The sequence below is a fragment of the Dokdonella sp. GW821-FHT11D02 genome (assembly GCF_058808595.1).
The window spans coordinates 3388630-3414767 of the sequence record NZ_CM179520.1; the positions used below are offsets into that span (position 1 = coordinate 3388630).

The 26138-nt window shown below is 59.9% G+C and carries 39 protein-coding genes and 2 tRNA genes; 8 read left to right on the forward strand and 33 right to left on the reverse strand.

Going from position 1 to position 26138, the window contains the following annotated elements; genetic code table 11:
* Positions 1–30 precede the first annotated feature (30 nt).
* The 9 genes from AC3QL3_RS14285 to AC3QL3_RS14325 form a co-directional block, all read right to left on the reverse strand.
* Complete coding sequence (locus AC3QL3_RS14285) at positions 31–396, reverse strand: hypothetical protein (protein ID WP_492894718.1); 366 nt, start codon at positions 394–396, stop codon at positions 31–33.
* Positions 393–824, reverse strand: a complete 432-nt coding sequence (locus AC3QL3_RS14290) for a hypothetical protein (protein ID WP_492894720.1) — start codon at positions 822–824, stop codon at positions 393–395. Before AC3QL3_RS14290 ends, AC3QL3_RS14285 begins: the two co-directional genes overlap by 4 nt.
* Positions 821–1360: a DnaT-like ssDNA-binding protein gene (locus AC3QL3_RS14295; RefSeq protein WP_492894722.1), complete on the reverse strand. Its 540-nt coding sequence runs from the start codon at positions 1358–1360 to the stop codon at positions 821–823. The genes AC3QL3_RS14290 and AC3QL3_RS14295 overlap by 4 nt, the downstream gene beginning before the upstream one ends.
* Positions 1357–1668, reverse strand: coding sequence for a hypothetical protein (locus AC3QL3_RS14300; protein WP_492894724.1), 312 nt, complete (start codon positions 1666–1668; stop codon positions 1357–1359). Before AC3QL3_RS14300 ends, AC3QL3_RS14295 begins: the two co-directional genes overlap by 4 nt.
* 58 nt (positions 1669–1726) lie before the next feature.
* Entirely contained in the window at positions 1727–2707 is a 981-nt protein-coding gene (locus tag AC3QL3_RS14305; protein WP_492894726.1) for a major capsid protein, read from the reverse strand.
* Between the two features lie 103 nt (positions 2708–2810).
* Positions 2811–3602 carry a DUF6651 domain-containing protein gene (locus tag AC3QL3_RS14310; RefSeq protein WP_492894728.1) on the reverse strand — a complete coding sequence of 264 codons (792 nt, stop codon included), beginning with the start codon at positions 3600–3602 and terminating at the stop codon, positions 2811–2813.
* Positions 3603–4237: 635 nt separating this feature from the next.
* Positions 4238–5758, reverse strand: a complete 1521-nt coding sequence (locus AC3QL3_RS14315; protein WP_492894730.1) for a DUF4055 domain-containing protein — start codon at positions 5756–5758, stop codon at positions 4238–4240.
* 3 nt (positions 5759–5761) lie between these two features.
* Positions 5762–6877: a PBSX family phage terminase large subunit gene (locus AC3QL3_RS14320; RefSeq protein WP_492894732.1), complete on the reverse strand. Its 1116-nt coding sequence runs from the start codon at positions 6875–6877 to the stop codon at positions 5762–5764.
* A 97-nt stretch (positions 6878–6974) separates the two neighbouring features.
* On the reverse strand, positions 6975–7238 hold the full coding sequence (locus AC3QL3_RS14325) for a hypothetical protein (RefSeq protein ID WP_492894734.1): 264 nt from the start codon (positions 7236–7238) through the stop codon (positions 6975–6977).
* Positions 7239–7388: 150 nt separating this feature from the next.
* On the opposite strand from AC3QL3_RS14325, the gene AC3QL3_RS14330 reads away from it, so the two are divergent.
* Positions 7389–7877 (forward strand): hypothetical protein, encoded by a 489-nt coding sequence (locus tag AC3QL3_RS14330; protein WP_492894736.1) that lies wholly within the window; start codon positions 7389–7391, stop codon positions 7875–7877.
* A 213-nt stretch (positions 7878–8090) separates the two neighbouring features.
* Here AC3QL3_RS14330 and AC3QL3_RS14335 read toward each other — a convergent pair whose 3' ends face one another.
* A complete protein-coding gene (locus AC3QL3_RS14335; RefSeq protein WP_492894738.1) occupies positions 8091–8459 on the reverse strand; it encodes a hypothetical protein in 369 nt (122 codons plus the stop codon).
* Between AC3QL3_RS14335 and AC3QL3_RS14340 the strand changes: the two genes are divergently transcribed.
* Positions 8450–8863, forward strand: a complete 414-nt coding sequence (locus AC3QL3_RS14340) for a hypothetical protein (protein WP_492894740.1) — start codon at positions 8450–8452, stop codon at positions 8861–8863. The two genes, AC3QL3_RS14335 and AC3QL3_RS14340, sit on opposite strands and share 10 nt — an antisense overlap.
* Positions 8864–8875: 12 nt before the next feature.
* On the opposite strand, the gene AC3QL3_RS14345 is transcribed toward AC3QL3_RS14340, so the two are convergent.
* From AC3QL3_RS14345 to AC3QL3_RS14450, 22 genes are all read right to left on the reverse strand, one after another.
* Positions 8876–9148 carry a hypothetical protein gene (locus tag AC3QL3_RS14345; protein ID WP_492894742.1) on the reverse strand — a complete coding sequence of 91 codons (273 nt, stop codon included), beginning with the start codon at positions 9146–9148 and terminating at the stop codon, positions 8876–8878.
* A gap of 76 nt (positions 9149–9224) precedes the next feature.
* A complete protein-coding gene (locus AC3QL3_RS14350; RefSeq protein WP_492894744.1) occupies positions 9225–9737 on the reverse strand; it encodes a lysozyme in 513 nt (170 codons plus the stop codon).
* A gap of 2 nt (positions 9738–9739) precedes the next feature.
* Entirely contained in the window at positions 9740–10024 is a 285-nt protein-coding gene (locus AC3QL3_RS14355) for a holin (RefSeq protein ID WP_492894746.1), read from the reverse strand.
* A complete protein-coding gene (locus AC3QL3_RS14360; protein ID WP_492894748.1) occupies positions 10021–10290 on the reverse strand; it encodes a hypothetical protein in 270 nt (89 codons plus the stop codon). Before AC3QL3_RS14360 ends, AC3QL3_RS14355 begins: the two co-directional genes overlap by 4 nt.
* The gene (locus AC3QL3_RS14365; protein WP_492894750.1) at positions 10287–11408 is read right to left on the reverse strand and encodes a DNA-binding transcriptional regulator Fis; all 1122 of its coding nucleotides are present in this window, start codon (positions 11406–11408) and stop codon (positions 10287–10289) included. The genes AC3QL3_RS14360 and AC3QL3_RS14365 overlap by 4 nt, the downstream gene beginning before the upstream one ends.
* Positions 11408–11677, reverse strand: a complete 270-nt coding sequence (locus AC3QL3_RS14370) for a hypothetical protein (protein WP_492894752.1) — start codon at positions 11675–11677, stop codon at positions 11408–11410. The genes AC3QL3_RS14365 and AC3QL3_RS14370 overlap by 1 nt, the downstream gene beginning before the upstream one ends.
* Positions 11674–11943: a hypothetical protein gene (locus AC3QL3_RS14375; protein WP_492894754.1), complete on the reverse strand. Its 270-nt coding sequence runs from the start codon at positions 11941–11943 to the stop codon at positions 11674–11676. Before AC3QL3_RS14375 ends, AC3QL3_RS14370 begins: the two co-directional genes overlap by 4 nt.
* Positions 11944–12348: 405 nt before the next feature.
* Positions 12349–12422 (reverse strand) — tRNA-Thr (locus AC3QL3_RS14380).
* Positions 12423–12427: 5 nt separating this feature from the next.
* A tRNA-OTHER gene (locus AC3QL3_RS14385) sits at positions 12428–12497 on the reverse strand.
* Between the two features lie 146 nt (positions 12498–12643).
* The gene (locus AC3QL3_RS14390) at positions 12644–13138 is read right to left on the reverse strand and encodes a hypothetical protein (RefSeq protein ID WP_492894756.1); all 495 of its coding nucleotides are present in this window, start codon (positions 13136–13138) and stop codon (positions 12644–12646) included.
* 85 nt (positions 13139–13223) lie between these two features.
* A complete protein-coding gene (locus AC3QL3_RS14395) occupies positions 13224–13553 on the reverse strand; it encodes a hypothetical protein (RefSeq protein ID WP_492894758.1) in 330 nt (109 codons plus the stop codon).
* Positions 13554–13725: 172 nt separating this feature from the next.
* A complete protein-coding gene (locus tag AC3QL3_RS14400) occupies positions 13726–14181 on the reverse strand; it encodes a hypothetical protein (protein ID WP_492894760.1) in 456 nt (151 codons plus the stop codon).
* 184 nt (positions 14182–14365) lie between these two features.
* Complete coding sequence (locus AC3QL3_RS14405; RefSeq protein WP_492894762.1) at positions 14366–14698, reverse strand: Ref family recombination enhancement nuclease; 333 nt, start codon at positions 14696–14698, stop codon at positions 14366–14368.
* A 110-nt stretch (positions 14699–14808) separates the two neighbouring features.
* Positions 14809–15249: a hypothetical protein gene (locus tag AC3QL3_RS14410; protein WP_492894764.1), complete on the reverse strand. Its 441-nt coding sequence runs from the start codon at positions 15247–15249 to the stop codon at positions 14809–14811.
* A complete protein-coding gene (locus AC3QL3_RS14415; RefSeq protein WP_492894766.1) occupies positions 15246–15425 on the reverse strand; it encodes a hypothetical protein in 180 nt (59 codons plus the stop codon). The genes AC3QL3_RS14410 and AC3QL3_RS14415 overlap by 4 nt, the downstream gene beginning before the upstream one ends.
* Complete coding sequence (locus tag AC3QL3_RS14420) at positions 15422–16711, reverse strand: replicative DNA helicase (RefSeq protein ID WP_492894768.1); 1290 nt, start codon at positions 16709–16711, stop codon at positions 15422–15424. The genes AC3QL3_RS14415 and AC3QL3_RS14420 overlap by 4 nt, the downstream gene beginning before the upstream one ends.
* Positions 16708–17499 (reverse strand): hypothetical protein, encoded by a 792-nt coding sequence (locus AC3QL3_RS14425; protein ID WP_492894770.1) that lies wholly within the window; start codon positions 17497–17499, stop codon positions 16708–16710. Before AC3QL3_RS14425 ends, AC3QL3_RS14420 begins: the two co-directional genes overlap by 4 nt.
* Positions 17499–18062: a hypothetical protein gene (locus AC3QL3_RS14430; protein ID WP_492894772.1), complete on the reverse strand. Its 564-nt coding sequence runs from the start codon at positions 18060–18062 to the stop codon at positions 17499–17501. Before AC3QL3_RS14430 ends, AC3QL3_RS14425 begins: the two co-directional genes overlap by 1 nt.
* Positions 18049–19179 (reverse strand): Spo0J and IME4 domain-containing protein, encoded by a 1131-nt coding sequence (locus AC3QL3_RS14435; RefSeq protein WP_492894774.1) that lies wholly within the window; start codon positions 19177–19179, stop codon positions 18049–18051. Before AC3QL3_RS14435 ends, AC3QL3_RS14430 begins: the two co-directional genes overlap by 14 nt.
* Positions 19176–19364, reverse strand: a complete 189-nt coding sequence (locus AC3QL3_RS14440) for a hypothetical protein (protein WP_492894776.1) — start codon at positions 19362–19364, stop codon at positions 19176–19178. Before AC3QL3_RS14440 ends, AC3QL3_RS14435 begins: the two co-directional genes overlap by 4 nt.
* The gene (locus AC3QL3_RS14445; RefSeq protein WP_492894778.1) at positions 19361–19951 is read right to left on the reverse strand and encodes a DUF8585 domain-containing protein; all 591 of its coding nucleotides are present in this window, start codon (positions 19949–19951) and stop codon (positions 19361–19363) included. Before AC3QL3_RS14445 ends, AC3QL3_RS14440 begins: the two co-directional genes overlap by 4 nt.
* A gap of 219 nt (positions 19952–20170) precedes the next feature.
* The gene (locus AC3QL3_RS14450; protein WP_492894780.1) at positions 20171–20578 is read right to left on the reverse strand and encodes a hypothetical protein; all 408 of its coding nucleotides are present in this window, start codon (positions 20576–20578) and stop codon (positions 20171–20173) included.
* Positions 20579–20666: 88 nt separating this feature from the next.
* On the opposite strand from AC3QL3_RS14450, the gene AC3QL3_RS14455 reads away from it, so the two are divergent.
* The gene (locus AC3QL3_RS14455; protein ID WP_492894782.1) at positions 20667–20948 is read left to right on the forward strand and encodes a hypothetical protein; all 282 of its coding nucleotides are present in this window, start codon (positions 20667–20669) and stop codon (positions 20946–20948) included.
* Between the two features lie 89 nt (positions 20949–21037).
* Here AC3QL3_RS14455 and AC3QL3_RS14460 read toward each other — a convergent pair whose 3' ends face one another.
* On the reverse strand, positions 21038–21280 hold the full coding sequence (locus tag AC3QL3_RS14460) for a YdaS family helix-turn-helix protein (RefSeq protein ID WP_492894784.1): 243 nt from the start codon (positions 21278–21280) through the stop codon (positions 21038–21040).
* A gap of 82 nt (positions 21281–21362) precedes the next feature.
* Here AC3QL3_RS14460 and AC3QL3_RS14465 point away from each other — a divergent pair, with 82 nt between their 5' ends.
* The 5 genes from AC3QL3_RS14465 to AC3QL3_RS14485 all read left to right on the forward strand — a co-directional run bounded on the left by AC3QL3_RS14465 (position 21363) and on the right by AC3QL3_RS14485 (position 26106).
* On the forward strand, positions 21363–21866 hold the full coding sequence (locus AC3QL3_RS14465) for a helix-turn-helix domain-containing protein (protein WP_492894786.1): 504 nt from the start codon (positions 21363–21365) through the stop codon (positions 21864–21866).
* Positions 21784–22278 (forward strand): hypothetical protein, encoded by a 495-nt coding sequence (locus tag AC3QL3_RS14470; protein WP_492899015.1) that lies wholly within the window; start codon positions 21784–21786, stop codon positions 22276–22278. The genes AC3QL3_RS14465 and AC3QL3_RS14470 overlap by 83 nt, the downstream gene beginning before the upstream one ends.
* A gap of 95 nt (positions 22279–22373) precedes the next feature.
* Entirely contained in the window at positions 22374–22961 is a 588-nt protein-coding gene (locus AC3QL3_RS14475) for a hypothetical protein (protein WP_492894788.1), read from the forward strand.
* 192 nt (positions 22962–23153) lie between these two features.
* Positions 23154–23672 carry a hypothetical protein gene (locus AC3QL3_RS14480; protein WP_492894790.1) on the forward strand — a complete coding sequence of 173 codons (519 nt, stop codon included), beginning with the start codon at positions 23154–23156 and terminating at the stop codon, positions 23670–23672.
* Between the two features lie 262 nt (positions 23673–23934).
* Positions 23935–26106, forward strand: a complete 2172-nt coding sequence (locus AC3QL3_RS14485; protein WP_492894792.1) for a hypothetical protein — start codon at positions 23935–23937, stop codon at positions 26104–26106.
* The last annotated feature ends 32 nt before the right edge of the window (positions 26107–26138 follow it).

The window sequence follows — 26138 nt, forward strand, 5'->3', positions numbered from 1 at the left end:
GGAGGAGATCAGTCGCAGTCGTTGCCACTACTAGACCTTGGCGTAGATCACGAACGCGACGGCCTCGCCGGCCTCCGGCTTTCTCTCGATCTTCGCTATTTGGTGCTCAACCCCATCGATGACCAATCTATCGGCAGTTTGAGGCTCGACCTCAGGTACGGCCACTACAGCGCGCTTGTCTCCAATCACGACGAGCGTTCCATCTGCGTGCTGTTGGTCTACACCGCCGACGGCCCCTGACAACGGGTAGTCCATTGGTGCCGCTGGCCCCGGGTTGTACGGCGGACCGCTGCCAGGGATCATCCTGCGCAGAATGAGCTGCCCTTGCGCGAGCTCCGATTGCGGACCGAGCAGCCGATCCGCTATTTCGCGCATTCGATCGTAGAACGCGCTCATGCTTGTTCGAGCCTCATGACGTCAACGCCAATCCCGCAGCTTGTGCAGAACCGATTCGCCACTTCGACGGCCTGGCGGGCATCGGCCCCCATAGCCATTGCGCCTAGTGCGAACTCACGTCCCGACCCGAAGGCTGCGATCTCGTCTTCGATCAAGATCGCGACAGGACGTCCCTGGTAGTACTTGACCCCAGTCGGCCCTAGCACGATGAAGGTCGCGGACTCGTCGTCCACAGCCTCCGGAAAGTCGTCGACACAGCCGCCCTCATACCAGCGCTCGATCATCAGGCCCAAGGCAATATTCCCGGTCTTGGTCACAATCTCGCCAGTCGCCAGACGGCGAACCTTGGTGGAACTCATCCTGAGATCGCCCGACGTGACCTGACGGTCGACAGCGATTGACTTGCCGTCCCACGCAATACACGTCATGAACGATCCTGCCTCCCGACGTACGCGGCGCCGGGTTTCAGGCGTAACCCGATCAAGCTTGCGAGAATGTCGTCAACGACCGTCGAAATCGGCCTCTGACCATCGATACCTGCCCCACTCGCGTATTCGACTGACACCGCGCCGTCTACAGATGCGGCCGTGATGATCTCTCCCGCTTTTACGTCCGGGGATAGCGACCCTGGTATGGCGCGCTCGCGGATCGCCGCTTCGCAGGTCGCGTGGATGATCTCGTTGGGGACCATATCGCTGGCGACAGCGAATCCATCCGAGTCAGTTGCTCCGGTACGGGGCCAGAGAAGCGATTGCGACCGCCCTGCTCGCTTGCGTCCCGAGAACCTAAAGCCGAACTGACCGTCAAGCCATGTCGTGCCGCGGCGAAGTGCAGCCTCGGCGTCAGCGAGAGGCGACTCAGGGAATGCGAGCCCGTGCGCGCTTGCATAACTGGCGCAGTCTGCAACGCTAACGTAAGACTCAGCGCCGTAGACGCCGCTGCCGTCTTCAACGACAAGACTCATTGCAAGGCCCTGTACTGCTCGATCAAGGCGTCACGCTTCACCCTCCAGTGAGGCGCCTTCCCGGTGGCATTTTTGATTGCCGACCGCAGTTCCTCATCGCCGGGGAGTTCGTCGGCCGGCAACGCCGCAGGCTCGGCAGTTCCAACATCGAGCGAGTCCTGCCCGCCCTCTTCGGCGATCGAGGATTCGATCCAGTCGGGCGGCGCGAACTCGATATCGACTATGCGGAATCCTTCCGCGCGAAGCTCGGCTTTGCGTTCGGGCGCCACCGGATGCGGCTCATAAGTGATCTTCAAGTCTTTCTGCACCTTCACCTCCTAGATGACTCAGCCGGGCGCATCTCCCGCCCGGCTGACGTCCACTCGCTTAGGCCTGACCGATCGCCAGCGTTCCAGCGGTGTGCTTGATGCTGGTCGCCGTCTTGTCCCAATTGCTACCGGTTGCCAGTTCAGCATCCGTAGGCGACTTACCGCCATTGACGGTGTCCCACGTGTAGCCCTTCAGGCCGAGGCCGAAGCTGTAGTCCATCTGCAGGAGAGTCTCGATGCGCTCCTTACCGTTGTTGGTCTGGATGTTCGAGATCAGGTCGCGTGCGTCGTGCACCGTAGCGGCACCCTGGGCCAGCGACAGCACGCGACGCTTCGCCGGAGTCACCGGACTTCCGACTGCGGCGGAATACAGCGCCGGAGCGTCGGTCACAACGACCAGCTTTCCGAGGATGTCCACCACACGAACGCCGGTGGACTGAAAGAGTTGCTGGGCGTTGGTCAAGTTCTGACCGATAAAGGTGTGGAACTGGACTCCGTCCATGACCTGAGCGATGAGCTGACTGGAGTGGTCGCCGAACAGTGCATGGCTCTCGTTCACCGCGATGTAGTCGACCTTCTTCGTGGCCGAAACATCAACCGTGGTCGCTGCGCCCTGGTTGCCGATTGCCGCCACCAGCGCCGCAATGGCGGTATTGAGCTGGTCTTGCAGAAGTGCTTCGGCAAAGAATCGAGATGCAACCTCGATGCCCTCGGCGGTCGGTTTGCGCAGCCAAGTCATCTGCGAGGGCTCGTATCGCACCGGGCCAAACCCGCCCGCCACCTTGACGGTGTTGTGCTTGAGCTGCGTAAGGTCGACAGGCGCAACGTTGCCATTGGCCGCATAGCGATCCACGCGACGACGTGCGCTGGCCAAGCTCGCGTAGAAGCTGCTCTGAAGGAAGTCGCCATCGAACCCGTCGGTGGTGAGCAGGATCGCCCCACCGCTCGCCGCGTTGAATTTGTCGACCATCTGGTCCAGCGTTTCGATAGTCGCCGGCATGAAGTAGCTGTTGAACACTTCCATATCGGAAAGTGCCATTTGGATTTCCTCGTTGTCTTTGCCCGGATGGGCTGGATTGGTGGAAGATCAGGGCATCCGCCCTGGTGCGCCGCGCCCCATCCGGGGAAACAGCTAGTCCCGATCAGCCTTTCGATAGGTCGGGAAATTGCGACTTGATCGCAGCCAGCCGCTCCTCTCGGCTGCCACCAAAATTGCCCTGTTTGGCGCGGTTCGCTGCGTTGCCGCCGCCTTCCGCTCCGCTGCCAGATGCGCCAGAGCCTTTGAGGATTTGGTCCCTGTACGGGTATTGGTCGACCAACGTCTCGAGCGCTTCGTCGAAGTCGGCGACCTCGCCTGCGCGACTGCGGCTGAAGATCTTGTTGCCCGCGCTGTCGTACGCAACAACGCGTCCATCCTCGACCTTGAAAGCCTGACCGAAGCGGGCCTGCACCAGATCGCCTGGAATAGCGAACTTGTCTGCGATCAACTTGGATCGCGCAAAGTTGCCACCAATAAGCTCGTTATGGAGCTGCCCCTGAAACTTGGCGAGATCGGCCTGCAATGCTTTCTCGCGCTCGGCTGAAGCTTTCGCCGCCGCGGCCACCTGCTCCTCCGCTGCCCGTTTGGCTGCCGCCTTGATTTCTTCAACCTTTCCGACGGTCACGAGATCGCCGTCTTTCAGGTTCTTCACGGTCTCCAAGGCCTTTCGAGCAGCGTCAGCGTCTTCGATTCCCTCGAACGCCTTGGCGCGACCCTCTGCAGCCTCTTTCGCTTCTCGGTGCCCCTGCGCTTCGCGATTGAGGGCAGCGATCTTTCCAATCGCTGAGGTCGCATCGAATGGAACCTCCTTGCCGTCGTCATGGACGTATACGGGCTTGCCTTCGCGCACCTCGGCGTACTGCTTGCCATCCAACTCGACCAACTTCAGTTTCATGCCTTCTTCCTCGGGCTTCCGCCCTCTTGGAGACGCTTCCGCGCCGAGCGCCCAGCCCGTCCGAGCAGTGGGCAAAGAAATGCCGGCTCGAGGCCGGCTGAGATGAATTCAATGCGCCAACCAGTCATGGCTGGGTGGCCCTAGCAATCGCATCGTGTTGCCGCTCATTGAGCGTGCCCTGTCCCTAATCTGCGGCAGAGCCTGCAGCCATCCATGCCAGTGGCGAGGAGCTTCACGCCAATCGACGCTATCGAAGAAGTGGGGAGACCGATTCATCGGAACCCCGCAACAGATCGCCTTGTCAGCTCTGAGGTCGACTAGCGCGACCTTCAGGGCGAATAGGCCAGATGACCCTGAGGCAAGCTGATCTCTGAAGAAGGGTTCCGTGCGGTCGAAACCTTCGGCCGCCTCACTCACGAGGATTTTGGCTGGAGGCAGATGCCCCTTTTTTGCGCGCTCATTGAGCCAGCCGCGAAGCTTTTCGACGTGTAGCGAGCAGGCTGCACTCAACGGACGATCCCAGGCCGCGATCATGTCGTTGCACGCGACAACGATTTGAGGTGACTGTCCGAGGGCCTCGAACTTTGCGATGTCGTCCCATACGCATGACGCACCGCCAAGGACCAGGGCAAGCACTAGGCGTTCGCTTGGGCTCGCGTGAGTTTTGGTGCAACCGCTAGGGACGCATCTACGCCATCTTCGGGAAGCTCGTCGAGGAGCTGTCGCGCCTCTTCATCCGCGTCGAATTCAGGAGACAGAACGCCGCGGCGCTTCCATTCGCTCAGCATAGTCTTGGTGCTGATCTTTCCGGACTCGTTCGCCTTGAGCAAAAGTTCCGGAACGGCGTCTGCACCCGGATCAACCTGGAAGTCGGTGTCGACAAAGACGCTCGGCGCCGGCTGCTTGAGCCACATGCTCGTGAACACGAAGGCCTGTTCCAGTGCGTCCTTCAACAGCGTCGCCCACGCCTGCGCCGTACTGCTCGCTTTCTGCGACGCGAGGAGCGCTGTCGCCTGCGTCATCCCAGCAGTGCCCTGCACTAACGGCTGACGACCCAGCTCGCGCATTGCCGCTTCGATCTTGTCGATCTCCGCCGACAGGAACTGCAGCGACGTCGCGGCAATCTCGACCGTATCCCACGAGCCGAACTGTCCCTGATCGTTCATCGGGGAGAACAGCACTGCACGAGGCCCAAAGTTCATCTTCGTGCCGTTGTCGGGCGGCGCAACGCCGTTGCCAGCGAACATCGGGAACGCTGTGGCTTCTTTTGCGTTCTTGAGGTTCGTCTGCTCCTGGAAATGCTCAATCTGCAGGTCAACGATGTCTCGCAGCGGCGGCCTGACCGCCCAACCATTCAGCCGCTCGCCCAAAACCAGGGGAACCAGAGGAATAACGCCGATGGAAATTGGTCCGCTCTCGACTAGCCTCCATGCGCCTGCGCCGTCGTTCATGCCCACTGCTTTGTCGCGCTGGTAAACCTCAAACGCAGCGGGCTCCCAGCCAATTTGTTGCCCGGTCTCCAGGTCGATGATTGGATCGCGCTTGAGTACGCGCACGCGCTCGACGACAACTTCTTCTGTACCATTCCACTGCGTACGAGACTCATCGATACGCGCGTAGATGACCTGCTCCACACCCTCTACTTGCGCCCAATACACTGCCTTGAGTGACATAGCAGGGACGCGGACCCAGTATGGTCCCGCCTTCAGTGCCTTCTCATCGGCTCTTGTGGCGCCTACCGGGGTCCTGGTGTGATCGACAAGGATCCAGTCGATTGCATACGCAAGCGCTGCGGTGAATACGCGGTGCGCAAACACGTGTAGATGCGAGCCTTTACGATCGATGTTTTCCACGATCGGCGCATAGGCCTCGCTCGGCCCATCTGTCAGCGCAACTTCTTTCGAGAACGGCTTGGAGGCTAGGTCTCCAAGGATGTCGGCGAAGATGCCAGTGAATCTGGCGTTCTCACGCCGATAGCGATAGTCGTCGTCCGATTCGTTGGGGAACTGCGGAAGGTAGGCATGCGCACCCTTGCCGTGAGCATGCTCCCGCATCGCATGAGTGCCGCCCAGGATGTGGTCGACCTTGCGCCAGTACGGCAGCATGAAAGCGTAGTCGCTGGAAACGCTGTCCAGTGAGTCCGGGGTTTCTGCCATCGGTCAGTAGCTTCCAAAGATCACGGTAGGTTTCTGCCTCTTCTTCATGATCGGCTCGAGCGCGTAGCGCCCGCTGTCGATCACGTGGTTATGTGCATCGACCAGGTCCGGCAGAACGTCACCCGACAACCGATCCACCTTATAGCTGTACAGCCGAAACTCCTTGATCGCCTCAACGCAGCGGGGGTGGATGACGATCTCTCGATAGCTCCGCATGTGCGCGATACCGTCCTCGACGCTGCCCTTGCCCTTCTCACAAGGAACGATGCGAGGCCAACCTTTCCGCTTGGTGTGGCTGATCGACTCGGGGCGGGCGTTGTCTGCTCGAGTCGTGTAGTCCTCGAACCTTGCAATGCGACGATTGACGAACGGCACGGTGTCGTCGAGTTCGAGCCCGACTTTGACGGCCTCGTACTCGAGGAACAGGCACTCGTCGTGAATCCACCACCGAGTAGCTGCAGTCGGATCCTGAGCGAAGCCCCAATCGAGCCCCTGATACGGACCGTCCCAGCCGGACTCGGGCGTGAATTCCGCCACACGGTACTTGTCGGCGAAGACCTGCGCCTTGCTGTTCCGCAGGTAGTCTCCTTCCCAGATGTGCGCGTAGGCCGCGTCGTCTAGAAGCGCTCTATCGTTCTTGCGCTCTTCCTCGAGCTCCGCAGGGAACCACGGATTGTCGGTGTAGTTGACCTCGGCGATCTTCGCGCGGGCTGGAAGCCGTTTGCGATACCGGAGGTCTGTAGGACTGTCGTCCTTCTCCGGGTTCCACGTGACCCAAATCTCTGACCCTGGCTCGCGCACCGTCGGAATCAACTTCCGCCAGGCCGCCTCGCTGACGTTCTCCGCTTCGTCAATCCAGGCGAGTCGGATGCTCGCCTTGGACTTGATCGAGTCGAGGTTGTGACGGAGACCGGCGAAGACATACGAGATACGCCGGTCCCTTGTGCGGATGAACTTCTCGCCGCACTCGTAGTGAGCATCGAGCCAGGGAACACCCCGGATCGCTTGCTTCACCTCCTCCATGCTCGAGTCTTCGAGCGAGTTCATGTACTCGCGGCCGCAGAGAATGACGCCTGACTCGTTGGCCGACGACAGCATGTACCCGCGCACGGCCGACATGCGCGCAAAGCTGCGAGTCTTCCCAGATCCGCGGCCGCCATATGCGCCGCGGTATCGAGCGTCACCCGTGAAGACTGGGACTAGCTTCGGCGGTAGTTCAATCCTTGCTTTCGACGACACCCGCCGCTACCAGCTCGATCGTCGTGGGACCAACAAGGGGTCCGCCGCCAGGCGCGCTGACTTCACTGCGCGAGAGCTTCGGCGCTGCGAACTCGGCCAGCTTCACCAGCTTGTCCAGGGCCTTGTCGGGATCCGTTTCGGCAACCTTCTTCAGCCAGATCGCGATATTGTCAGCGTTGTCCTCGAGCAACTGCCTAACCGTTTCCCGGAATTCCTTTGTGACTTTGTTCGGCGATCCCATCCGCGATCCGCCGCCAGTCTTCCTTCCTTTTGCCATGGCAATTCATCGCGTTATGCGATCTATTTCCTCTCAGTTCTGCGTTGAAACAACTTGCTGCAAAAACAGGTGTACGCTCATTGAGCACGGATTCCCGTGCGGGGAGGAATTGTCATGAAACCAGTCGCACTGTTAGTGCTGGCGGGCACGATTGCGTGCCTGCTTCCCACATTTGCCGTGGCGAAGGAAATTGAAGGAAAGGACATCATTGAACATTCACCGAAAGGGACTGAACGGCGAACCCCTGAGCCTCGGACGCGCGAAGTGCGCGTACCCGAGCAGCGCGGTGGTACGGAGCGCCGCGGCCCAGAGCCCAGAGCTGCCGAGGTCAAGGCGGGCGAAGCAAAAGGTGCTAAGCCAGGTCCGGCGAATACTGCGATTGGTGGTGCATCTAAACCATCTGGAGATGCCAGTGCTGACGCGCGTAAAGCTGCGAGAGACGCCCAGCAAGCTCGCGCGCTCAAATCTGCCCCCGCCATGTCTGATAAGACGAAGGGAAACATTGGGGCTCTACAAAGAGATGGATCCGATGCTTTGCGCGAAGCCGGCTACGATGACAAAAAAATGCAACCTGGTGCGAAGAAGGACAAGGAGAAGAAGTAGCTAGCTTTCGGGCGGAGCTGTTCCGGCGGCCCGCCCATTTGTTCACTTACCTACAGAATCACTCCCTTCTTTCTGAGCGCCGCCATGCACTCGTTGTGTCCGTGCCATGCAATTCCAGCTCGCTCGACTACGCCAGCAGCCTGAGCCATCCATTCCGCTGCGTGCGCCATGTCGGGTGCTGGGGGCAATTGGCCTATCGGTGGCAGTACGCACTCAACGCGCGGCGGCGTTGGCGCGGTCGATGGCCTCACCGAGCGCTTCTCGCACCCCTGTAGGGAACTCACACACAGTAGGAACAGGACGGTCGCGATAGACGACGCGGATGCGTTCAACAGTCTCATTCGTGCGTGCCTCTGCCTTGGGCATCTGAGCCGCTAGGTAGTCGAGCATCGTGTTCGATACATCGGCGCTCGCTTGTTCGCGACGCGATACCTCTGCGGTGGCCTTGTTGGAAGCGTCCGCATGCTTCGCCTCGCAGGCATTCGAGCCGGCCGTCTTGCCCGCCTCGAATACCGAGTACGTGGCCCAGGCCAGAAGCGCGAGTGCAGTAGCAGCCAGGGCGGCGTAGACATATGCACGCATTGGCTCGTCAGAACCCCGTGGGCCATGAAAGCCGGCTGTTACACGCGGCACTGCTAGACTTCCTCGCGGTCAATCCGTTCGAACTGGAATTTCTCAACATGAACGCGAATCCATATCTGTGTGAACTCGAACTTGCGGGCACCTTGACTGAAACACCCGAAGCTTTCGCGGCTCGGCTAGATGAAGCCAAGCAGCGCTGCGACCTGCAGCTGCGGGACCTAGGAGCAAAAGTCGGCCTCAACGGGTCAACACTGATTGTCGACCTCGCACCGCTCACTGATGAGCAACGAGGAACCGCGAGTTTTCGTGTTGGCGTCGTCTGCGGCGCATTGCAGCTCAAGCCAATATCTGGGAAGAACCAACATGGTAATTGGTCCTTGGCCAGCGACGGATCGGCGCCTTAGAAGCTGCGCCCATCATTCAAACCCGTTCCGGTAGATGCCGTCGGCCGTCGTGTCGGTCCACTCGACCAGCATCCGTCCACCGGTGTACTGGTAGCGGATCAGCGTGCCGGCCTTCTCGACGATGGCGTCATAGGTGTGCTCGACGATCAGGACTTCGGGTTGCGCGGTGACTTCCTGGCTCTCGGCGAACGCGAGCGATGCGCCGGCGATCAAGGCGACTAGCGCCAACGCGCAGAGAATCACCGTCAGTTCGAGCGCACGCTGCACCTTGGACGTAGTCCACATAGTCAGTCGTCTCCGAATGTGTCGTGCCACAGCCAGCCAAGCGCCAGCGCCGTAGCGAGGGCTGCGATCGAAGCAATCACGACACGCCGCCGATGACGCCGGAGAAGTCCGGCCAGCACAGGGAGTACTCAGCCATGCGCCGACGAACGATGCCAAAGCAGCCGTTCGATTTCTCCCGGCAATCGAGAGAGCCGACGTACACCCAACGCGGAATCTGGTTGCAGGCGCCTTCGTAGTCGCCCTGCCGTATCAGCTTGGCGGCCGTGGAGCGGCAGAAAGCGTCGCCGCCTACATTGAAGGTGAAGGAGATCCACGCTGCGAGCTGGTTCGTCGGCAGCGAAGGCGAGCCGCAGCGCACTACGGCGTCCGCCGCAATCTCCAAGTCTTCCCGGCGCCATGCATTGCACTGTTCTTTGGTCGCCGTGTCGCCGCGCTTGACGCCCCTCGTGTGCCCTTCACATAGAGTCCAGACGCCGCCGCTATCTTGGTACGCGACGAATCTCTGACCTTCCCAGCTTGAAACGAACGGCGCAGCGATGGCTATCGCGGCACCGATTAGCGCCGCGAGTAGGCCCTTCCGAAGTTCCATAGCTATTCGACGTCGCGCTCTTGGCGATACAGGAGCGACATGCGCTCGCGATGAAACTCCTGGTCGAGGCGATCGGCTTCCGCAGCTCGGAGGGAGGCGCGGCGATCCTGTCTCAGCTTGAAGAAAAGCTGGATCAATGCGCCGATGCCCGCGATCAGAAGACCGCCGAACGCAGCAATGTCATTTGCCGTAAGACCGCCGTACACCGCTGAAGCCGCCCCTGTATACGTGGCCTTGCTACCGAAGCTCGCAATCGTCGAATCGGTGATTGCGTCCTGTACCTTCATTCCGGCTTGCCTTTGATCGCACGCAATGTCGCAGACTTCGGCTTCTCAGCCTTGGCCTTGCCGAGCTCCTCAACGTTCACCCATTTGAAGGCTTCGTCGAGGTAGAAAAGAACTCCGTCGCGCAGTTGGAGCGCCTTGGCACCAATCTCTTCAGCGAACTCGTCGACCGATGGGATGTAGAGATCGCCTTCGGCCAGCTGCGCACAACCGGGTGGCTCTACGCCAACCTCGAAGCCGTCGTCTTCGTCGTCGTCTGATTCGCTCATGACACCAACATCGCAGGACTAACAGTGTTGCGGCCGACTTCCCCGTGATCGCGGTGGATCACGATCGCTTTCATGTTCTCGCGCGAGCGCCAGCCTCCTGACGTGGCGTACGCATCGCGCGACGCCAGTGTGTTAAAGGTCTCGACGGTCACGCCTGGATACTCCATGACGCTCTGATGGTGGACGTGGCCCAACCACCAATAGCGATGCTTCGTCCTGCCCCATGCCTCGGGCATGTCGGTTGCCATCACGCCGGGCAGCTTGTCTGGCTTGCACGTGTGACCGTGGTGGAAGCCGAGCAACACGCTTCCGAACTCGACATAAGAAAACAGGGCTGGCGACGTATCAACCGTCACGCGCGGCTCGCGCTCATACATGTGCGCCAGGGCGGCGGACAGCCAGAGAGCGCCTGTCTCGTCGTGGTTCCCAACCACATTCACCACATGCACGCGCTGATGCTTCGACAGAGCGGATTCGATGCACTGGCGCATGACCTTGATGCCGACGCGGATCATCTTTGCGTAGCGGCCGTCCGCGTCGAGCATGTTCCCGGAGCGCGGCGTCACCGGCGCCATGCTGTCGTAATGGAACCAGTCACCGAGATTTACAATAGTTGCCGACTCGGTCGCCGGCGCACCTTCGACGAGCATGTTCATCGCGCCGCACTGGACTCGCTCGGCGATCGCCAAATCCCAGTCGTCGCCGCACTCCTCGCGCCAAGCGCGCATGCCGATGTGCGCGTCCCCGATCGGGTAGCACGTCATCAGTTCCGCGTGGAACGTTCTTGCGCCGGCCTTGCGTTTGGGCAGCTTCGGTAGGTCTTCGATCGATGCGGCAACCGCTTCGCGAATCATGCGCTCGCGGTACTCGGCGTCTGCCGCCGACTTCACCCACTGCGCGGCGATCGAGCCGTCGTCACGGTAGAGCGTCGATACGCCCTTAACTTTGAAGCCGTCCGGCACGGTATGTGTGTATCCGTGCTCAGGACTCCATCCTTTGGAGACAAGCGCCGCCTTTCTGCGCTCAAGCGTTCTAGGGTGGATTCTCAGCGCACGCGCGGCAGAGCGGTTCGTGCCGTGCTCGCGCAGGGCAGCGATGATCTCGTCGTTCGACGCCACTACGCGGATTCCGGAGCCAGGCGATCGGCAACAAGTTTCGTGTAGCCGATGATGTCGTGCCAACTATCGTGGTAGTTCGGGTCGCCGTTGAGAATACGAGCGACCTTGTTCGCCAGCATGTCCAGGGCCTCGCGCTGGTCGTCGGCAAGCGAAGGCCAGTTTCGGCCACAAGCCATTGCGCGCTTGATGCCCTGGGCAATCGTCGCTTGCTCGGCAAATACTCCGTAGCGGGAGCCCCGCTCAGCGAGCGTGCTGGCGATGTCCGTCATACGAACACCCCGGCGAGCATCGTTCCGCACACGCTTCCAGCCGCGGCACCGACCGCATAGAACCAGCGATCAGGCTCGTCTCCAATCGCTATCTTCTTCACGTTGTGCGTCCAGATGTAGGAGATTGCGAATGCCGTAACGGTGTTCGCTACCAGCTCGTGTCGAGAGATGAAAACCGTATTCATCGCGACGAAGATCACTTGCACGAATCCCGTCGCAGCAAGGCGAAGGCGCGCGTTTGTCAGGCGCCCGAGTAGGTCAGTCATCGCGCGCTTCGCTGCTCCACAGTCCGTTGGCATGCTGCGTCCAGATTCGATTTGGCAGTGAGGCGAGCCACTTCTCTTGCGGTCCGAAAATTCGGCGCAGTGGTGCGCTCAGACCGGACTCGTCGACTGTGACAAGCTCTCGTTCCATGTTCTCGAATCTGGAATTTGAATAGATTGCGCGGCCTCTCTGGCTTCGCAACGATTTATAAAACAATATGTTGCGACCAACTTGGCCGCAGACGTGAATAGAGAGGCCGCACCTTTCCGATGCGGCCCGGATGGCCCCTACCCAGCGAACGAGTCGCCTCTCAGATCCGACAATGTCCGGAGATCAAACCGGACCGCCATCGCGGCACATGGCTTGGCGATGGACTTAAGCCCGATGCCGAAGCAGAGCGGGGGACGTGGTGCCGCCCGTAGGGGTTGAACCTACACCTACCCGCTTACGAGACGGGCGCTCTGCATTGAGCTAGAGCGGCATGACTGGAGCGAGCGGCGCGAATCGAACGCGCGTCGTCGGCTTGGAAGGCCGTCTGCGGACCATCCGCACTCGCGTGTAGTAACCCGGCCGGTTCTGGCTCGCCCTCTCGCCTGACTCTGTCGTTGCTGGGGTGGGGGACGGAGGCTGTACCGGATTCAATCCATTCTCCACCCTGTTTTTGCCGATTCCCGTTTCTGCGCCGATGTGCCGAAAACTTTTTCAGGCGGCCCGGCGAGAGTCGCGCAGGACCGTCAGGTACTGATAGTGGAGCTCCGCCCGAAAGTTCTCGAATCCAGACAACATGCCTCCTGCAATCGCTGAGCGCATGGCGTAGTACTTGTCTTTGCGAACGCCAATACAGTCAGCGATGCTTGCGCCGGATTGGAGGAAGTTTCCAGTGATGCACCGATGAAGCGCGTCGAGGCCAGCAACGTAGACCCACGGCCCTCGGGCGGACGGCTTCACGACCTGGTGGCCGTTTACCTTTTTCGCACGAGAAAGAGCGCGCGCGAGACTAAGCGCCCATGCGTCGAGGTGGCGGTCGTAGACCGATTCGCCGCGGACGATACGAGAGTAAAGCTGCCACCCCGGGAAGCTCGGATCGAAATTGGCAGAGGCCCGAATCGCAGCATCGATGCAATTGTCTGGGAGTGGCGTCAGCGCAAAGATTTGGTCGATCTCGCGGACGCGCAAATCGTAGTCACCAATCGTCATGCGCGCTCCCCATAGCAGGACTCAGATGGCATTGGGGCGCATAGCTGCCCTACGCATAGAAAGTGGATACCGCAAACGCAGCTATTCACGCAGCCTCCTTGAACGCCAGCGCCTCGATGACCTGCTTGTATGCCCAGCTCGCGTCAATACCCAACAACTCCAACGCGTTCACCTCCGTGCCGTCCGGCTTCATGATCACTCCCTTCATTGCGGTTCTTTTTGCCGAGTCGCGGTAGATCAGCGGACAACCTGCGGATCCGAAGCAGTCCGTCAGCGCCTGGACCCAGATTTGCCAGACCAGAGCAGCCTCCGGCATGAGCCAGTGCTGGCCGCGATCGTGCAGTGGCGACGAACACCGGATGCGCGAGACGGCGGCTTGCAGCGCGCGGTATCGAGTGAATCCATGCGCGCTCATGCACTGCGCTCCAAGTCAATGCAGGCGGCCGCTATCGCTTCCTGTAGTCGCAGCTTGTTTAGGAGCAGTGGAGTCGCTGCGTTTAGTACCGCAAGCGCCAGGGGGAGTAAGTCCTTGTGCTTGTGCCACAGAGCAGCGTCGCGGCGTACCTGGTCGAAGTCTTCCAACTTGATCACGCCGCCTCCTTCTGCAACAACTTCATTGCAGCGTAGGCAACGCCGAGAGCCGCCCACGCGTGCGAAGTGACTCCGTAGGTCGGTCCTGGATCGGACTTGGTTCCCTTAGGCCCTACGATGGCCAGCAATGCGGCGTTGACGTCGCGATCTTTCGCAGAGCCGCGCAGTCCGACAGCCTTCTTGACCTCGGCTCGCGGAACCAAGCGGACTTCGTTGGGGCACGACCACGCCTGCTGGAAGCGGCCGGTCCAGCGAATTGTCTGGAAGGTCTCTGCTCCGACGATGTTGCCGTAGCTCACAATGTTCTCGATCGCCAGTGCGTCGCTGCGGTCTATCAGGACTCGTTCGAGCATCGCGTCGTTATCGATGACGCCGGCTTCCAGAACGCGACCGTCGAACAGGACGAAGCCGGACTGCAACGTGCCGGGATCGATTGCTAGGATCAAGGTCAATCGCTCCTCCTCGCCTTCGCGGCGCGTTTCTGCAGGGTGCTATCGAGTCGGGCCACTTGCCGCTGATAGCCTTGTGCGACCCGCTGGGATTGCGTGGCGAGCCGCTGAGTCGCTGCCCTGAGAGCAGTGACTTGCTCGTCAGTCAACGAGTCGAGCTCCGATTGTTTGAAGGTAACTTCCTTCTTCATGCGAGCACCAACCCCTCGGACATCGCGCCCTCCTCCAATAGCTTGTTCTGAAACGTCAGCAAGTCGTCGTCGCTGCCGTATACGAAGTGAAACTTCGCCGGCTCGCGCTCCAAGCTCGGACCGAAGTCGACCGCTTGGAACCGATAGCCTTGGTAGTCGCGTGGCAAGAACTTCGCCTGGTGGTGGAAGTGGCAGAGCGCGACAGTGAACGCGTGGCCACGACGTCGATCGCCGGATTTTAGGTGGTGCATCTCGACAACCATGCCCGTCGGCAGGAGCCGCATGCGTCGGATGTTCATCAGGCAGCAGATGCAGCCGACGTCGCGCATGCGAGTCCATCGGCTACGCTCGGTCGACGTGGCTGCTCTGATCTTCGTCGACCGCTGGCGTAGGCGCGTGCGTGCGCGCAGCGGAGTTTTGCGCTTGAGCGGAGATCTCTTCATGCGGCCTTCGCCTCCTTCCAAAAGGGATCGGGGTCAGGAACGTAGATGCCCTGCTCCGCAGCGCGCTGTTGGATGAAAGCGTAGAAGTCGAGCGCAGCCTTGGCTCCGATCACCTCACGCTCGCCGCGCTCGTTCCGAGTCGTCGTGCGAATCGGCTTGTTTCGCAGCGTCGGATGCCAGCCCCAAAACTCTCCGCAAAAGAATGCGTGCAGGTCTTCTTTGTCCTGCTCGCCGCGCAATCCCATGTGCTCCATGATCGGCTTGTAGGCGGCAGCGAACAGCGCCTTTCGTTGCTGGCTGCTGCGCGGCTTGACGTAGGCGGATACTTCGATCTGCCAAGACTTCAATGATGGCAAGCGGCGGAGAAACTCAGTGCAGTTCGAAGTGACACGCTCACGATCCGCGTCGCCAGCGTGCAGAACGAATTTCTGGCTCACGCCGCCTCCTTTTGTTCCACGTTGAGCATGACGAGCTTCCCCAACATGCCGGCCTTTTTCAGGTCTTCGGCCAATTGGTAGAACTCGGGGTTCCATGCCTTCATCAGCGCGCGATTGCGCTCCCGCTCGTCTGCGCGCTTCGCGGTCTCTCGCTTGGCAAGGTCTTCGATGTTCATGCAGACGCGCTCTTGCCGAGAAAGGTTTGGAAACCGCGTTTCGGCGCCTGCGGAGCTGCGGGACGTTCCTCCGTCGGCAGGAAGCGCATGCGATCGGTCGCCGCGTGTAGGTACACCGAGTCGCAAGGACCGTTCCGGTGCTTCGCAACAATCAGCTCGACTAGATCGCGCCGATTCGTGTCGGGTCGGTGCAGGAACAACACGATGTCCGCGTCCTGCTCGATCGCGCCCGAGTCGCGGAGGTTGCGAAGCGTCGGACGATCCTCGCCGTCGCGGTTCAACTGTGAGAGCAGGACCACGGGCACCGCCAACTCTTTCGCCAGCGCCTTGATCGCTCGCGTGATGATCTGGATCGCGTCGACTGTCTTCTCCGCCCGGGGCGGTTGGATCTGCGTGAGGTAGTCGATCACGATCAGACCAAGGCGCTTCTCGGCATTGCACTGCCGTGCCCTCGCGCAGATTGCGTCCACCGTCAGCGAGCCGGTTTCGTCGATCATCAGCGGCATGTCGCGAATCTGCGTGTGCGCATCTGTGATTCGCGGCCACTCGTGTTCCTCCATCCGCTTCGGCTGCAGGATGTGCTGCATCGGCACGCCGGAGATGTGCGAGACGGCGCGCTCCGAAATCTGAGCGCCGGATTGCTCAAGGCTCGCTAAGAAGACGGGCTGACCTTGGCTGGCGGCGTGCACTGCGAACTGAATCGCAAGCGCCGTCTTGCCGACGCTAGGCCGTGCGGCCAGCACTACCAAATCCGTGCGCTGCCAACCGGCTGTCTGCTCGTCGAGCCAGTCAAGGGAAGTCGGGACGCCAGTGATCGTGGATTCGGCGTCGCAGCGCTGCTGCATTAGCGCGACGCTTTCCTGCAGGAAGGCGCGAATCGGCTTGACCGCCGAGACGTTGCGCGGATGGCAGGTTGCCAGAATCTTTTGAGCCTCACCAAGCACGTCATCGCCGCGCAGCTTCGTGATGCGCTGGCCTGCAACCTGGACGCGCCGCTCGATTGCCGCCGAAACAACCCAGTTCGCATAGCCGCGGACATTGGCAGCCCCCGGCGTGCTGCTCGAAAGCTCCAAGGCAAGTCTCGCCAAGTCAGGGCGTTTCTCGCCGACCGTCACGAAGTCCGCATCGATGCCGGCGCGACGAAGATCGGCAATAACGTCCCACAGCGCGCGATACTCGCCGTTCGAAAAGTCTTCTCCCGCGAGCAAGTCGGCGACGCGCCAGTACGCTTGCTGGTCAATGAGGCATGCGCCCAAGACTGCGGCTTCAGCGTCTACGCGGCTCATGCGCCCCCCTGCAGGTTAGCGACGGCGCGGTCCATGATTCCAGCGAACCGATCCTCGGCGAGCAGGACGTCGATGTTCTGTTTCCAGTTCGCGTTCTTCGGGTTCGGGACGTCTCCGCGAAGCCAAGGATCAGCGGCGCACTCGCCGAAGTACGCCGACCAGAACTGTGGACGGTCGTACGTCCAGCCCTGCTGAGCGCATAGCGTAGATGCAAGCTTGTCTGCGACCTTGATGCGCTTCACTCGCTTTGGCGTTTGCGTGGTGGCGCGCATGCAGCGAGGCAGCGCCTCGTGGTACGCGCTGAGCACTTCGGCTACCAGGGCGTCCCCTTGGGGGACTACAGGGGGTTTTACGTCTTCGTCTTCGTCTTCGACTACGCCTCCGACTAGACCGTTGTTTCCGGTGACCTCCGGTGGTTCACCGTTTTCCACGGTGTATACCTGTACGCATCCGTCACTCCCGGCGATTGGATCTGGAAACTTGGACTTGCTTTGCACGCGCTGCCCGAACTTCACGATCTGCAAGTACCTCTTCCCGTCCGATGCCGGGTACACCCTTACAAGGGCCGCTTCGACCAGCGCGGTCAGCCACTTCCCAATGTCCGAGTCGGATACTTTGTCGATCTGTAGCGGGTAGCACGCCGACCGAAGTAGCTTCGGCAGCGCATAGAACCGTCCATGGTCATCGGCCGCCGACATGAGCCGGCGGTAAAACACTTCCTCAGCCCAAGACAGCGAGCACACAGGCTCGCTCGTCAAGATTCCATCGCGGACCATGCGTGTTGGCATTACGCGGCCTCCTGCATGAGGCGCACGTCGCCACCGAACGTCCGATATATTTCAGCCCACAATTCACGCCGCGGGACAAACACGCATTCGCTGTGATAACCACCGTCTCCGCGTGGGGTATGCTGTTTCGCCGTTTTGTACACCCGAGACCAGTCCTTCCATTTTTGGATGAAGACCCGGCACAGCATCGGGAATGGCACCAAGCAGAATCGTCCGGTGTCCTTCCACAGCCACAGCACGTAGTCACACTTCTTGTTGGCGTCACGTGTCCATCCAACAATTCCCTGCTCGACAACCGACCACGTTTCAAGCGCGATGTCGTCCTCGTCCGGGTGTGACACGGCCCAGTCCTTTTCCCGCACCTTTGCGTCGACGGCCAGGTGCCGTGCGGTCGACATTTCCACCCACCAGTCGATCCCCTGCTTGTCATTCTCCGGCGCTGACTGCCGCACGTTCACCGCGCCTGGAATCTCAGCCAGCAGGATGATTCGGACATCGGCGGTCGTGGCGACGCCTTGCGACATCGCCATCCGCTCACCGAAACCGTACTCACGCGGCTGCATCGATCTCGGCTCCCCACGGCGTCCAGTCATTACGGTCGCTGCGTGCGAACATTTCCAAGTACGGGCCAGGGCTGCATGACTCGACCAGCTCGTAGAATTCCACCGGCTTGCTGCTGTGCCCCTTCGGTCCGCGTGGGGCCTGGAACCACGTCCCCACATCCTTACGCTTGATCGGCTGCGAACCCTTCACGCCGAACAGAACCTGCTCCGTCGAGCCGCGGAAGTAATTGCCCATGCCGATTGACGGCTTGCACCACGTCAGGTTCGTGACGTAGCGGAACCCCCAGCGTTCCAGCAGGGAAAACCCCTTTGGCAAGGAACGGTTTGTGATCCACAGGTAGATATGGCAATCGTCGTCCGCCAGTTCTCCGACCGGAAGGTCAAGCAGTTCCGCGTGGCTCATCGTCCCGTAAGTAGGACGCGCCCTGCCAAGCTGGTCTTGATCGCCTTCATCGCCCCAATCCCACGGCGGGTCGATGATGATGGTGGCGTACTTCGCCGTCTTCGCTGCGACCACGGGTGAAGGCGCCCGCGCAATTAGGACGCGGTTTTCTTCGCGTCGCTGCTCGCGGGCCTGCTCCTTTAGTTCCCGCTTGGCCTGCGTGATCGTCGCATCGCCGGCTTTGATTTTTTCGGCAAGGTGCGGCGCTTCGCGCTCGATGCGCTTGGCGTCGGTGACGTACTGCCGATTGACGCCCACGGCAGCAGCAGCTTTCTCGCGGGCTTCGCCGCGGTCTTGAATGTTCGTCTGTTCCGCAATTTGTTGCGGAACAGAATCCGCCGGCTTTCGCACCCGCCGCTTCTTCGCCAGCTCCCCTTCCACGCGCTCGATTTCCAGCGCAACGAAGGCAAGCTGCGAAGCGTTCAGGTGACGACGGTGCAGGTTCAGGGACAGCACAAACGCGACAGCATCAAACCCGTCATAGTTTTCCGTTCGAGGATTGATGCCGAGTTCTTCGCAGGCGCGAAGTCGATGCCGACCGTCGATGACCTTGCCTTCGTACAGCCAGATCGGCTCACGCTGACCGTACTGCTTTATGTCTTCCTTGAGTGCGCCGAATTCCGATTCCGCCATAGGCGGGAAGATCGTGGCGATCGGGTGAATTTCGAAGCTCATTGGTTCCTCGACTCCTTCTCTGAGTGATGTACTGAATGCCGCCCAGAGGTCAGCGCGCGCATCTCGTGGTAAAGCTCGTTCTGCCTTACTGGACATTTGCAGCCGATGTAGCGCAGTCGCAGCGTGTCGAGCATCTGCTCGCGCAGTTCGTCGGGGTCGAGATCGCGGCCGTAGTAAAGAGTCATGCGACCGCCCTCAGTCCAGGCTCATTGGGCAATGCGTCCGCCAGCAGTGCCGACGCGCTCGCAAGCTCTGCCTGCAGCGACGCGATGTTCTGCATGGCGGCCTTGAGAAACGGCCGGTCCTTCTCGTCGATCTTTCCGTCAGCGATGATCGGAGCCATGGCTTGGAGAACTCCGCCGGCCTTGGTCGTAATCTCGCTGACGCTGACCAGCGCTTCGCTCGCGTTCCGGGCGCGAGCAGCGAGCAATCCATAGCGCGCCGCCAACTCACGCAAAGCCTGCGCTCTATACGGATCGGGCAGCGAATTGACCCACGGCTCTTCGAGGTCACACGGAAAGGCGCGAACGTCGCCTGTGATGTAGCGCTCAACGATCTTGCGGTTGTGCAAGCGCGTCTTCTCGTAAGCCTCGACACTCGACTCGTCAGGAAGTCGAAGGTTCGTACTGACGGAACTGCTCGGCGTCGCCGCGAAATATGCTGCTGCGACCGCCATCGCAAAATCCGAGAGATTGATCGTCTTCGAATCCCACGCGAGCCGCGTTGCGCTCAAGATGGTTTGTGGCCGCGTTTCGTGTCTATCGATAGTCATGGCGCACCAGTCTCAGTAGATGAGATCGTGCGGCTCATGGACTGGCCGCACACAATCGAAGAAAAGCCCGCTCCGGCCAGGAGTGTTGAGGCCGGAGCGAGAAGCGCGCGCCTGTGGTCGCAAGTGCGCGATGGGGATAAGCGCTGCCGCACCGCAACCGTTGCGAGGGTACGGCCGGCAGCAATTCCGTGCGCAGGGGGTTGCGCGAAGATGTTGGACTTAGTGAGCACGGTCATGCTCCGCGATGAAGCGCCTATGGCGCGCTGCAGACACCCTGTCCAAAATGATGAGCTGGGCCGTTTTGCATACGACCGAGATGGTCAGGGCCGCGAGGAATGCGATCGCACAGAGCTGACCGGGGAGCCAAAAGATGCATGCGACCAGCAAAAGGCTTATGAGATGGATACGGCCGAACCAAAGCGCTGTACGTTTTGTCTTGTTCGAGCAGCTGATTCCACTCTTGATCTCTGGCGTTGTAAGCGTCATCGAGATTCCTTCACTTTTTTCAGATTCGCTGAGCAGGAACGCGAAGATCTGGTCGTTGACGTTGCTCGTCTCGGTAGTAGGCGGAACGCTGACCGATGCATATTTCTCGCTCCGCGCCGCCAGGAGGCGGTTTGCGCGCAAGGCATCCTCGGCACAAATGCGGAAGTGGATGCGGTCGCGGTAGGCTGTGGGTGCTTGACGTCCACAGATCACCTACCGGAGGACCGCGATGGAAAAGAACCTAGCTGCGATAACAGCCAAAGCACTCACGCTGATCGGCGAGCGACTCGATCGAATGGAGGCGCGACAAATCGCAACCGACCTATTCGCGTCAGCACTCATGGAAGTGCATCCGGATCGCGAGGCCGTACTGAATGGCCTAGAGCGAGCGCTCGATCCGTCTGTGGTGGATCAGGCAAAGCACCCCCACATCGCGAGAGCTGCTCAATCGAGGCTGCGAGAGCTGCTCGATGCGTGGCGGTCAGATCGTCCGACAGAAACGCAGACCTGATGGGATCAGTGCCGGCGCACTCCTGTTCGATGCAGTGGCGGAGCCCCCGCCCTACGATCCAGCCACAGCTTGAGTCGATGAGGCCCATCTCACGCCGCCTTCCGCGCGGGGGTGGGAACCGGGCCGAAGACGTCGGGGCGGAGGTCGTGACGAGTGATCTCGCCGTCCGTAGCTCGTTCGACCGGCAAGCACCATTCAGCTGGGATGTCGCGATCGGGCAGCAGCCAGTTTCCGATTGCGGCCGGAGTGATCGGCCGCACGGTGCGAGAAAGGAAAGCGGCGAGCTGGGTTGGGCCGCCGCACCGCTCTATCGCTTCGCGTAGCAAGGTCATGCATCAACTATCACATATCGTGATTTCACCTGTCAACACAGATCGTGTTAGACCGGCATCACAATTCGTGAAGAATCGGGGGATGAGCTTTGCCGACCGCCTGCGCGCCGTTAGAAAGAAGAAGGGCCTCACTCAGGAGGCCGTGGCACTGGCGTCCGGATTCCCCGGGCAGAGCCGCATTGGGAACTACGAATCCAAGAAGTCAACCGTAGTCCGAGAGCCATCGCTCGATGAGGTAGTGGCGATCGCGCGAGCCCTGGGCGTTAGTTCATCTGTGCTCATCGACCAAGCTGCATTCGATGCGTGGTCACAGACCGAGGCTGAATCTCAAAATTTGAGAACTGACCACCTCAGTATCGACCAAGCCGTCGAAGAAATATTGGCGCGCGTCGAGGGTCGTACGGAGCCCTTCACGGCCGAGGAACTTCTCGCCGTAAGTAAGCTGACGGAGGCACTCAAGCGCGATTCTTCGTCGAGCGACAACTCGGTCAGGAACCTCGAAGATGCCGCTAACTCCAGACGAAGCAGAAGCGCTGGCTCAGGTGCTGAACGCAAGGATGGGCTTAGGAAGAATCGGAAAGCCTAAGCTCCGCCTTGTCGTTCCGCCCACCGCGAAGCTGCTAGACCCAATCTTCCGCGAGAACCACCTCAAGCGGATTCTGTTCCTGCAGCGCGCATACGGCCTGCAATGGCTCGTCGACCAGGAATGTTTCGACGTCCCTTCCCTGTCGTGCATGGAAGACTGCGACTTGATCCGGCTCCTGAGCCTGATGGAGCGCGCGCGCGAGTGCATCATGGACGGCGTGACGTTCGACGATGCCGGCCTTGTGAAGTATCGGGAGAAAGTCGATCCAGACAACGATGACCCACCTCGCGATTTGAAGTCGACCGTTCGCCAGGTCGAGTACGCGGAGATGGCCGTTGCCAAGCTACGACGAGAGTCAATGCGACCAACTCATGAGTCCTTGGCTCTAACCCATGAAGAGCCACCATTCTGAATGCCTGAGGCCTGCGCGCGCCAGACGTGCGCCAGGCCGACACGGAGGATATCCTTGGGACGGCTCGACACATCAGCAATTTAGGGGGCTAAAGAATGAGTTCATTTTCTCGCGTTTCTGGGTCGGTTCTCTTTGCGCTCTTCGCCCTCATGCAGTACACGCATCTGGATGCAGAAAGCCTCGCTAGCGCGCCGGTAGTTTTCAAATCCGGGAACTGGAAGATTATACGTACGATCGACCAGATGACTGATAAAGCGTCATGCACCGGAATATACAAGAACCAGTATGGCATTCAGCTCTCTGACGAGAGCTTGTACATCCGAGCGAGAGCCCCTAGGGGGTATCGGCTGCGATTCGATGATGAACCTCAATCTGGCCTGATTCTTGCCAGCGACACGGAACGAAAAATTGATAGTTTGATCTTAAGTGATACAAATTTCAGAAAAGCTCTTGCATCAAAGAGACTTCGGTACTCGTCGATCGGAGTCCTAGATCGGCTAGAGGAGGGCGATCTTGAAATGGATGGGATTCAAGATGCGCATGCCAAGATCGCAGCAGGCTGCCAGTCCGACGTAATCATTGAAGACAAGGAAGCGAGGCAGACTCAAGCTTGCAGCCCAGAGGCTCGCTCTAAGCTGCAAAAGAAACTCAGCGAGAAGGAAATCGAAGAGATTTGCGGCTAATGCAAGATGCCCGTTGTCTCGGCGGTGCGGGTTGGGATTTCCCGCACCTTACGTTTTGCACAGATCGCCGATGCGGCCATCGCTTTAAAGTCAAAGTTCGAATCCGCCAGCGAACGAGCAAAGCTCGAGGGGGAGCTGGCTTGCGGGAAGTGATGTAGCAGTCAGATGGTCCGGAGCTATGCGGGGGTCAGAGTGATTCGATTGCTTGCGCTGTTGCTTGGCTGTCTCGTGTGGACCGCTGTTTCCGCTGGTGTCGACGATGCAGCGCCGATCTACAGGGCCTGGCACATCGATCGAGTCATTGTTGGTGGATCAGAGCGAAAACTGGAGCCTGACCTTAAGGTGCAGTTCGATGGACGGGACGACGCGGGGCTTATTCGCGGCAGTCTGAATGGCTGGAACAGTCATGTTTTCGTCTATAAAGCCGACGGTCATCGCTTAGTAGCTTCCTGCGGAATCAATGCTACAGCAATCTGTACATCGACCCTGCGTGGCCGACGCATCCGTCGCGTTGACGATCAGGGCGTTGAATCTTCTGTAAGCGCTACGCCCGATCCAAACTTTGTTGACGATGGCGATCTCGCCAAATTGTTCACGAATGGTGATGCCTACTGGAAACAGAAAGGCTCCGGCATCACCATTCGGTTCGTAGCATCGGACACTCGCATCGAGCTCTCACCTTGGGCTGCTGAGTCGCCTCCAGGTCGGTGACGTGTCACTCGGCTCAAGCGTCCGAAATTCTCCTTGAGGCGTGACCTGGAATCCGAGTGTGACCTTGCACGCTGGTCCGTCCGTCCACTTTTTCGCGTCGCCAGTCAGTCGCTGATGCAGCCGACTCCAAGCTAGGCATAGTCCAGCAGTGAGTTCGTATCGCTCCGTAGTCCACGCTCAGATTCGGTTGAGCCCTGTGCACTGCTATCCTGCGCCCTGCCCTCGCGACTCGCGCGAGCCGCGCATTTAGGGGATCAATGCTGTGCTTAAGTCCATGCGCTTCGCGCTTCTCATTGGCTCGTTGTGCTTCGCCAGCCAGCCGTTGGCAGCAACGGATTTGACGCTTCTGCGCGGCGGCGTAGGCATCACGGGTGCGCCAGTAACTCTCTCTGGAAAACTGGACGTCAATGGCAACGGACGCCAGGAGCTCCTGGTCGCAGATCGATCGCATGTCAGCCTCGTCGAGGAGGATGCAAATCCACGTGGCTATCGTGAAGTCACTCGCATGGAAGGTCCCTCAAACGAGGAATTCACCAGCGCCTTGCTGGTCGATGTTCCGGGTGTCGCCCCAGCTTTGCTACTGAAGTGGGGAGATCAACTCGAACTGCGTGATGCTGCAACCTCCCGCATCAAGGCGGCTGTCAGATTGCAGATCGCTTCTATGGCACTGGGCGACGTAGATGGCGACGGCTTTCCCGAAATCGTCGCCATTGCCGACCAAACATTGGTGTTCTTAGACCCCACAACGCTCGAATCGCGAGGCAGCATCCCGTTGCCGGAAGCTCCAAACCAGACTGGCTCTATCGCCGTAGCGGACATCGTTGGCGACTCACCAGCAGAGATCGTACTCGAACGTGGGAAAGCCTACACCGTCACAAGAGTCGGCAGCACGATGTCTTTGGCTGAAGTCTGGAATGCCGGACTTCCGGGGCCCATGCTTGTGCGCGCGATCGATCTTGAAGGGCAAGTGGCGATAGCCTTGACCGACACCAATAGCTGGGAAACTTGGCTCGCGACGTTCGCACCAAAACCCTCACTGCGATTAGTGCCCATCGATGGCCTCAATCCAACGCCACTTTTTGCCGATGCGAATGGCGACGGTCGCGTCGACGCACTGTATAGGGATACCGACGAAATTCTGCGAGCGGTCGACATAGTGTCCGGCGCACTGCTGTGGGAACTAAACACGAGCCTCGCTCCTTTCGATATTGGATCGATCGTGTCTCCGACCGCAGTCGATCTTGACGGCGATGGGGCCAGTGAAATCGCTTGGGCAGACGGGCGCTCCGATTCCGGCGTAGTCGCAATGTCTATGCCGCCCTTCGAAGCCCCTCGATGGCATTCCGACGGTATGCAGTCGCACGTCATTGACTGGACGACAGTGAAACGCCCCAACGGATCCTCGTCGTTCGCGTATCTAACGAGCGCAACAGACACCGTACCTCACCTCGGTTCATTAGGGTTTCTCAATAGCGTGACGCTTACCGACGAGGGCGGCTCTCCCTTGGCGTGGCTGCCTGGTTACAACGAAACCTGGCCCGCGCGATTTCGGCAGCGGGCCATCGCCGCACTGCCACTGGACGGCTACCCCGATGCAGTTGTTATAGCTGGGGAGGAACGCCCCAGCTCAGAAGATGTGCCCTTGAAACGATTGCTTTGGACGTTTGACGGCAGCGGCGCACTCCTGTCTTCACGTACGTTCGTGTCGAGTGCCGATCCCCAACGCATTGCACTGTGGCCAGTCCTCGACCGTGCTGAACGCCAACTCGTCGTCGCCGGCGCGCTGCCCCGCGGAGCGGTTGGTACGAGCGTCGAATCGATGTGTGTCGAAATCGTTGACTACGCGACGGGTGCTTTGCTGTGGCAATCCATGCCGCTCCCAACTTTTCGCGGCGCGCGGGTGAGGAAACTCGAAATCGCCGACTTGGACGGGGACGGCAAGCTCGAAGTCGTCGTTTCCTATGGCGCGGACGTGACGGTGCTGACGCCTGAAGCAGGTACCGGCGTAGTCATGAATCACACCGCGCACACATTCTCATTGCTTAGTCGCGGCGCTGGCCGCAAAGCTAAGCTAGCGACATTGGACAATACATTGATTATCAACAGCAAGGTGGCCGTCTACGACGGTCTCGCTATGGAACCAGAGAAGACGTTTGAGCTGTCCGGCTTGCCCTTTCCGTGGGCTATCGCACTATTCGCGCAGGCACCCGACGATGCGTTGATGTTCGCGACGGGCCGCTCTGGAATTATAACGGTACAGCGATACACCGATGGGGAAATCGTCGCGACGAGTGATCATGGGATCGGTGACTTCAATTCGATCGCCGCCATGGACCTCGATGGCGATCACCGCATAGATATCATTGGCTCAGGGTCAGGATTACAAATCTGGCGGCTCGACAACGATTACATCTTTCGCGCCGGATTCGACTAGGTAATTTCTATCCTATTGAACAGTCGTATTCC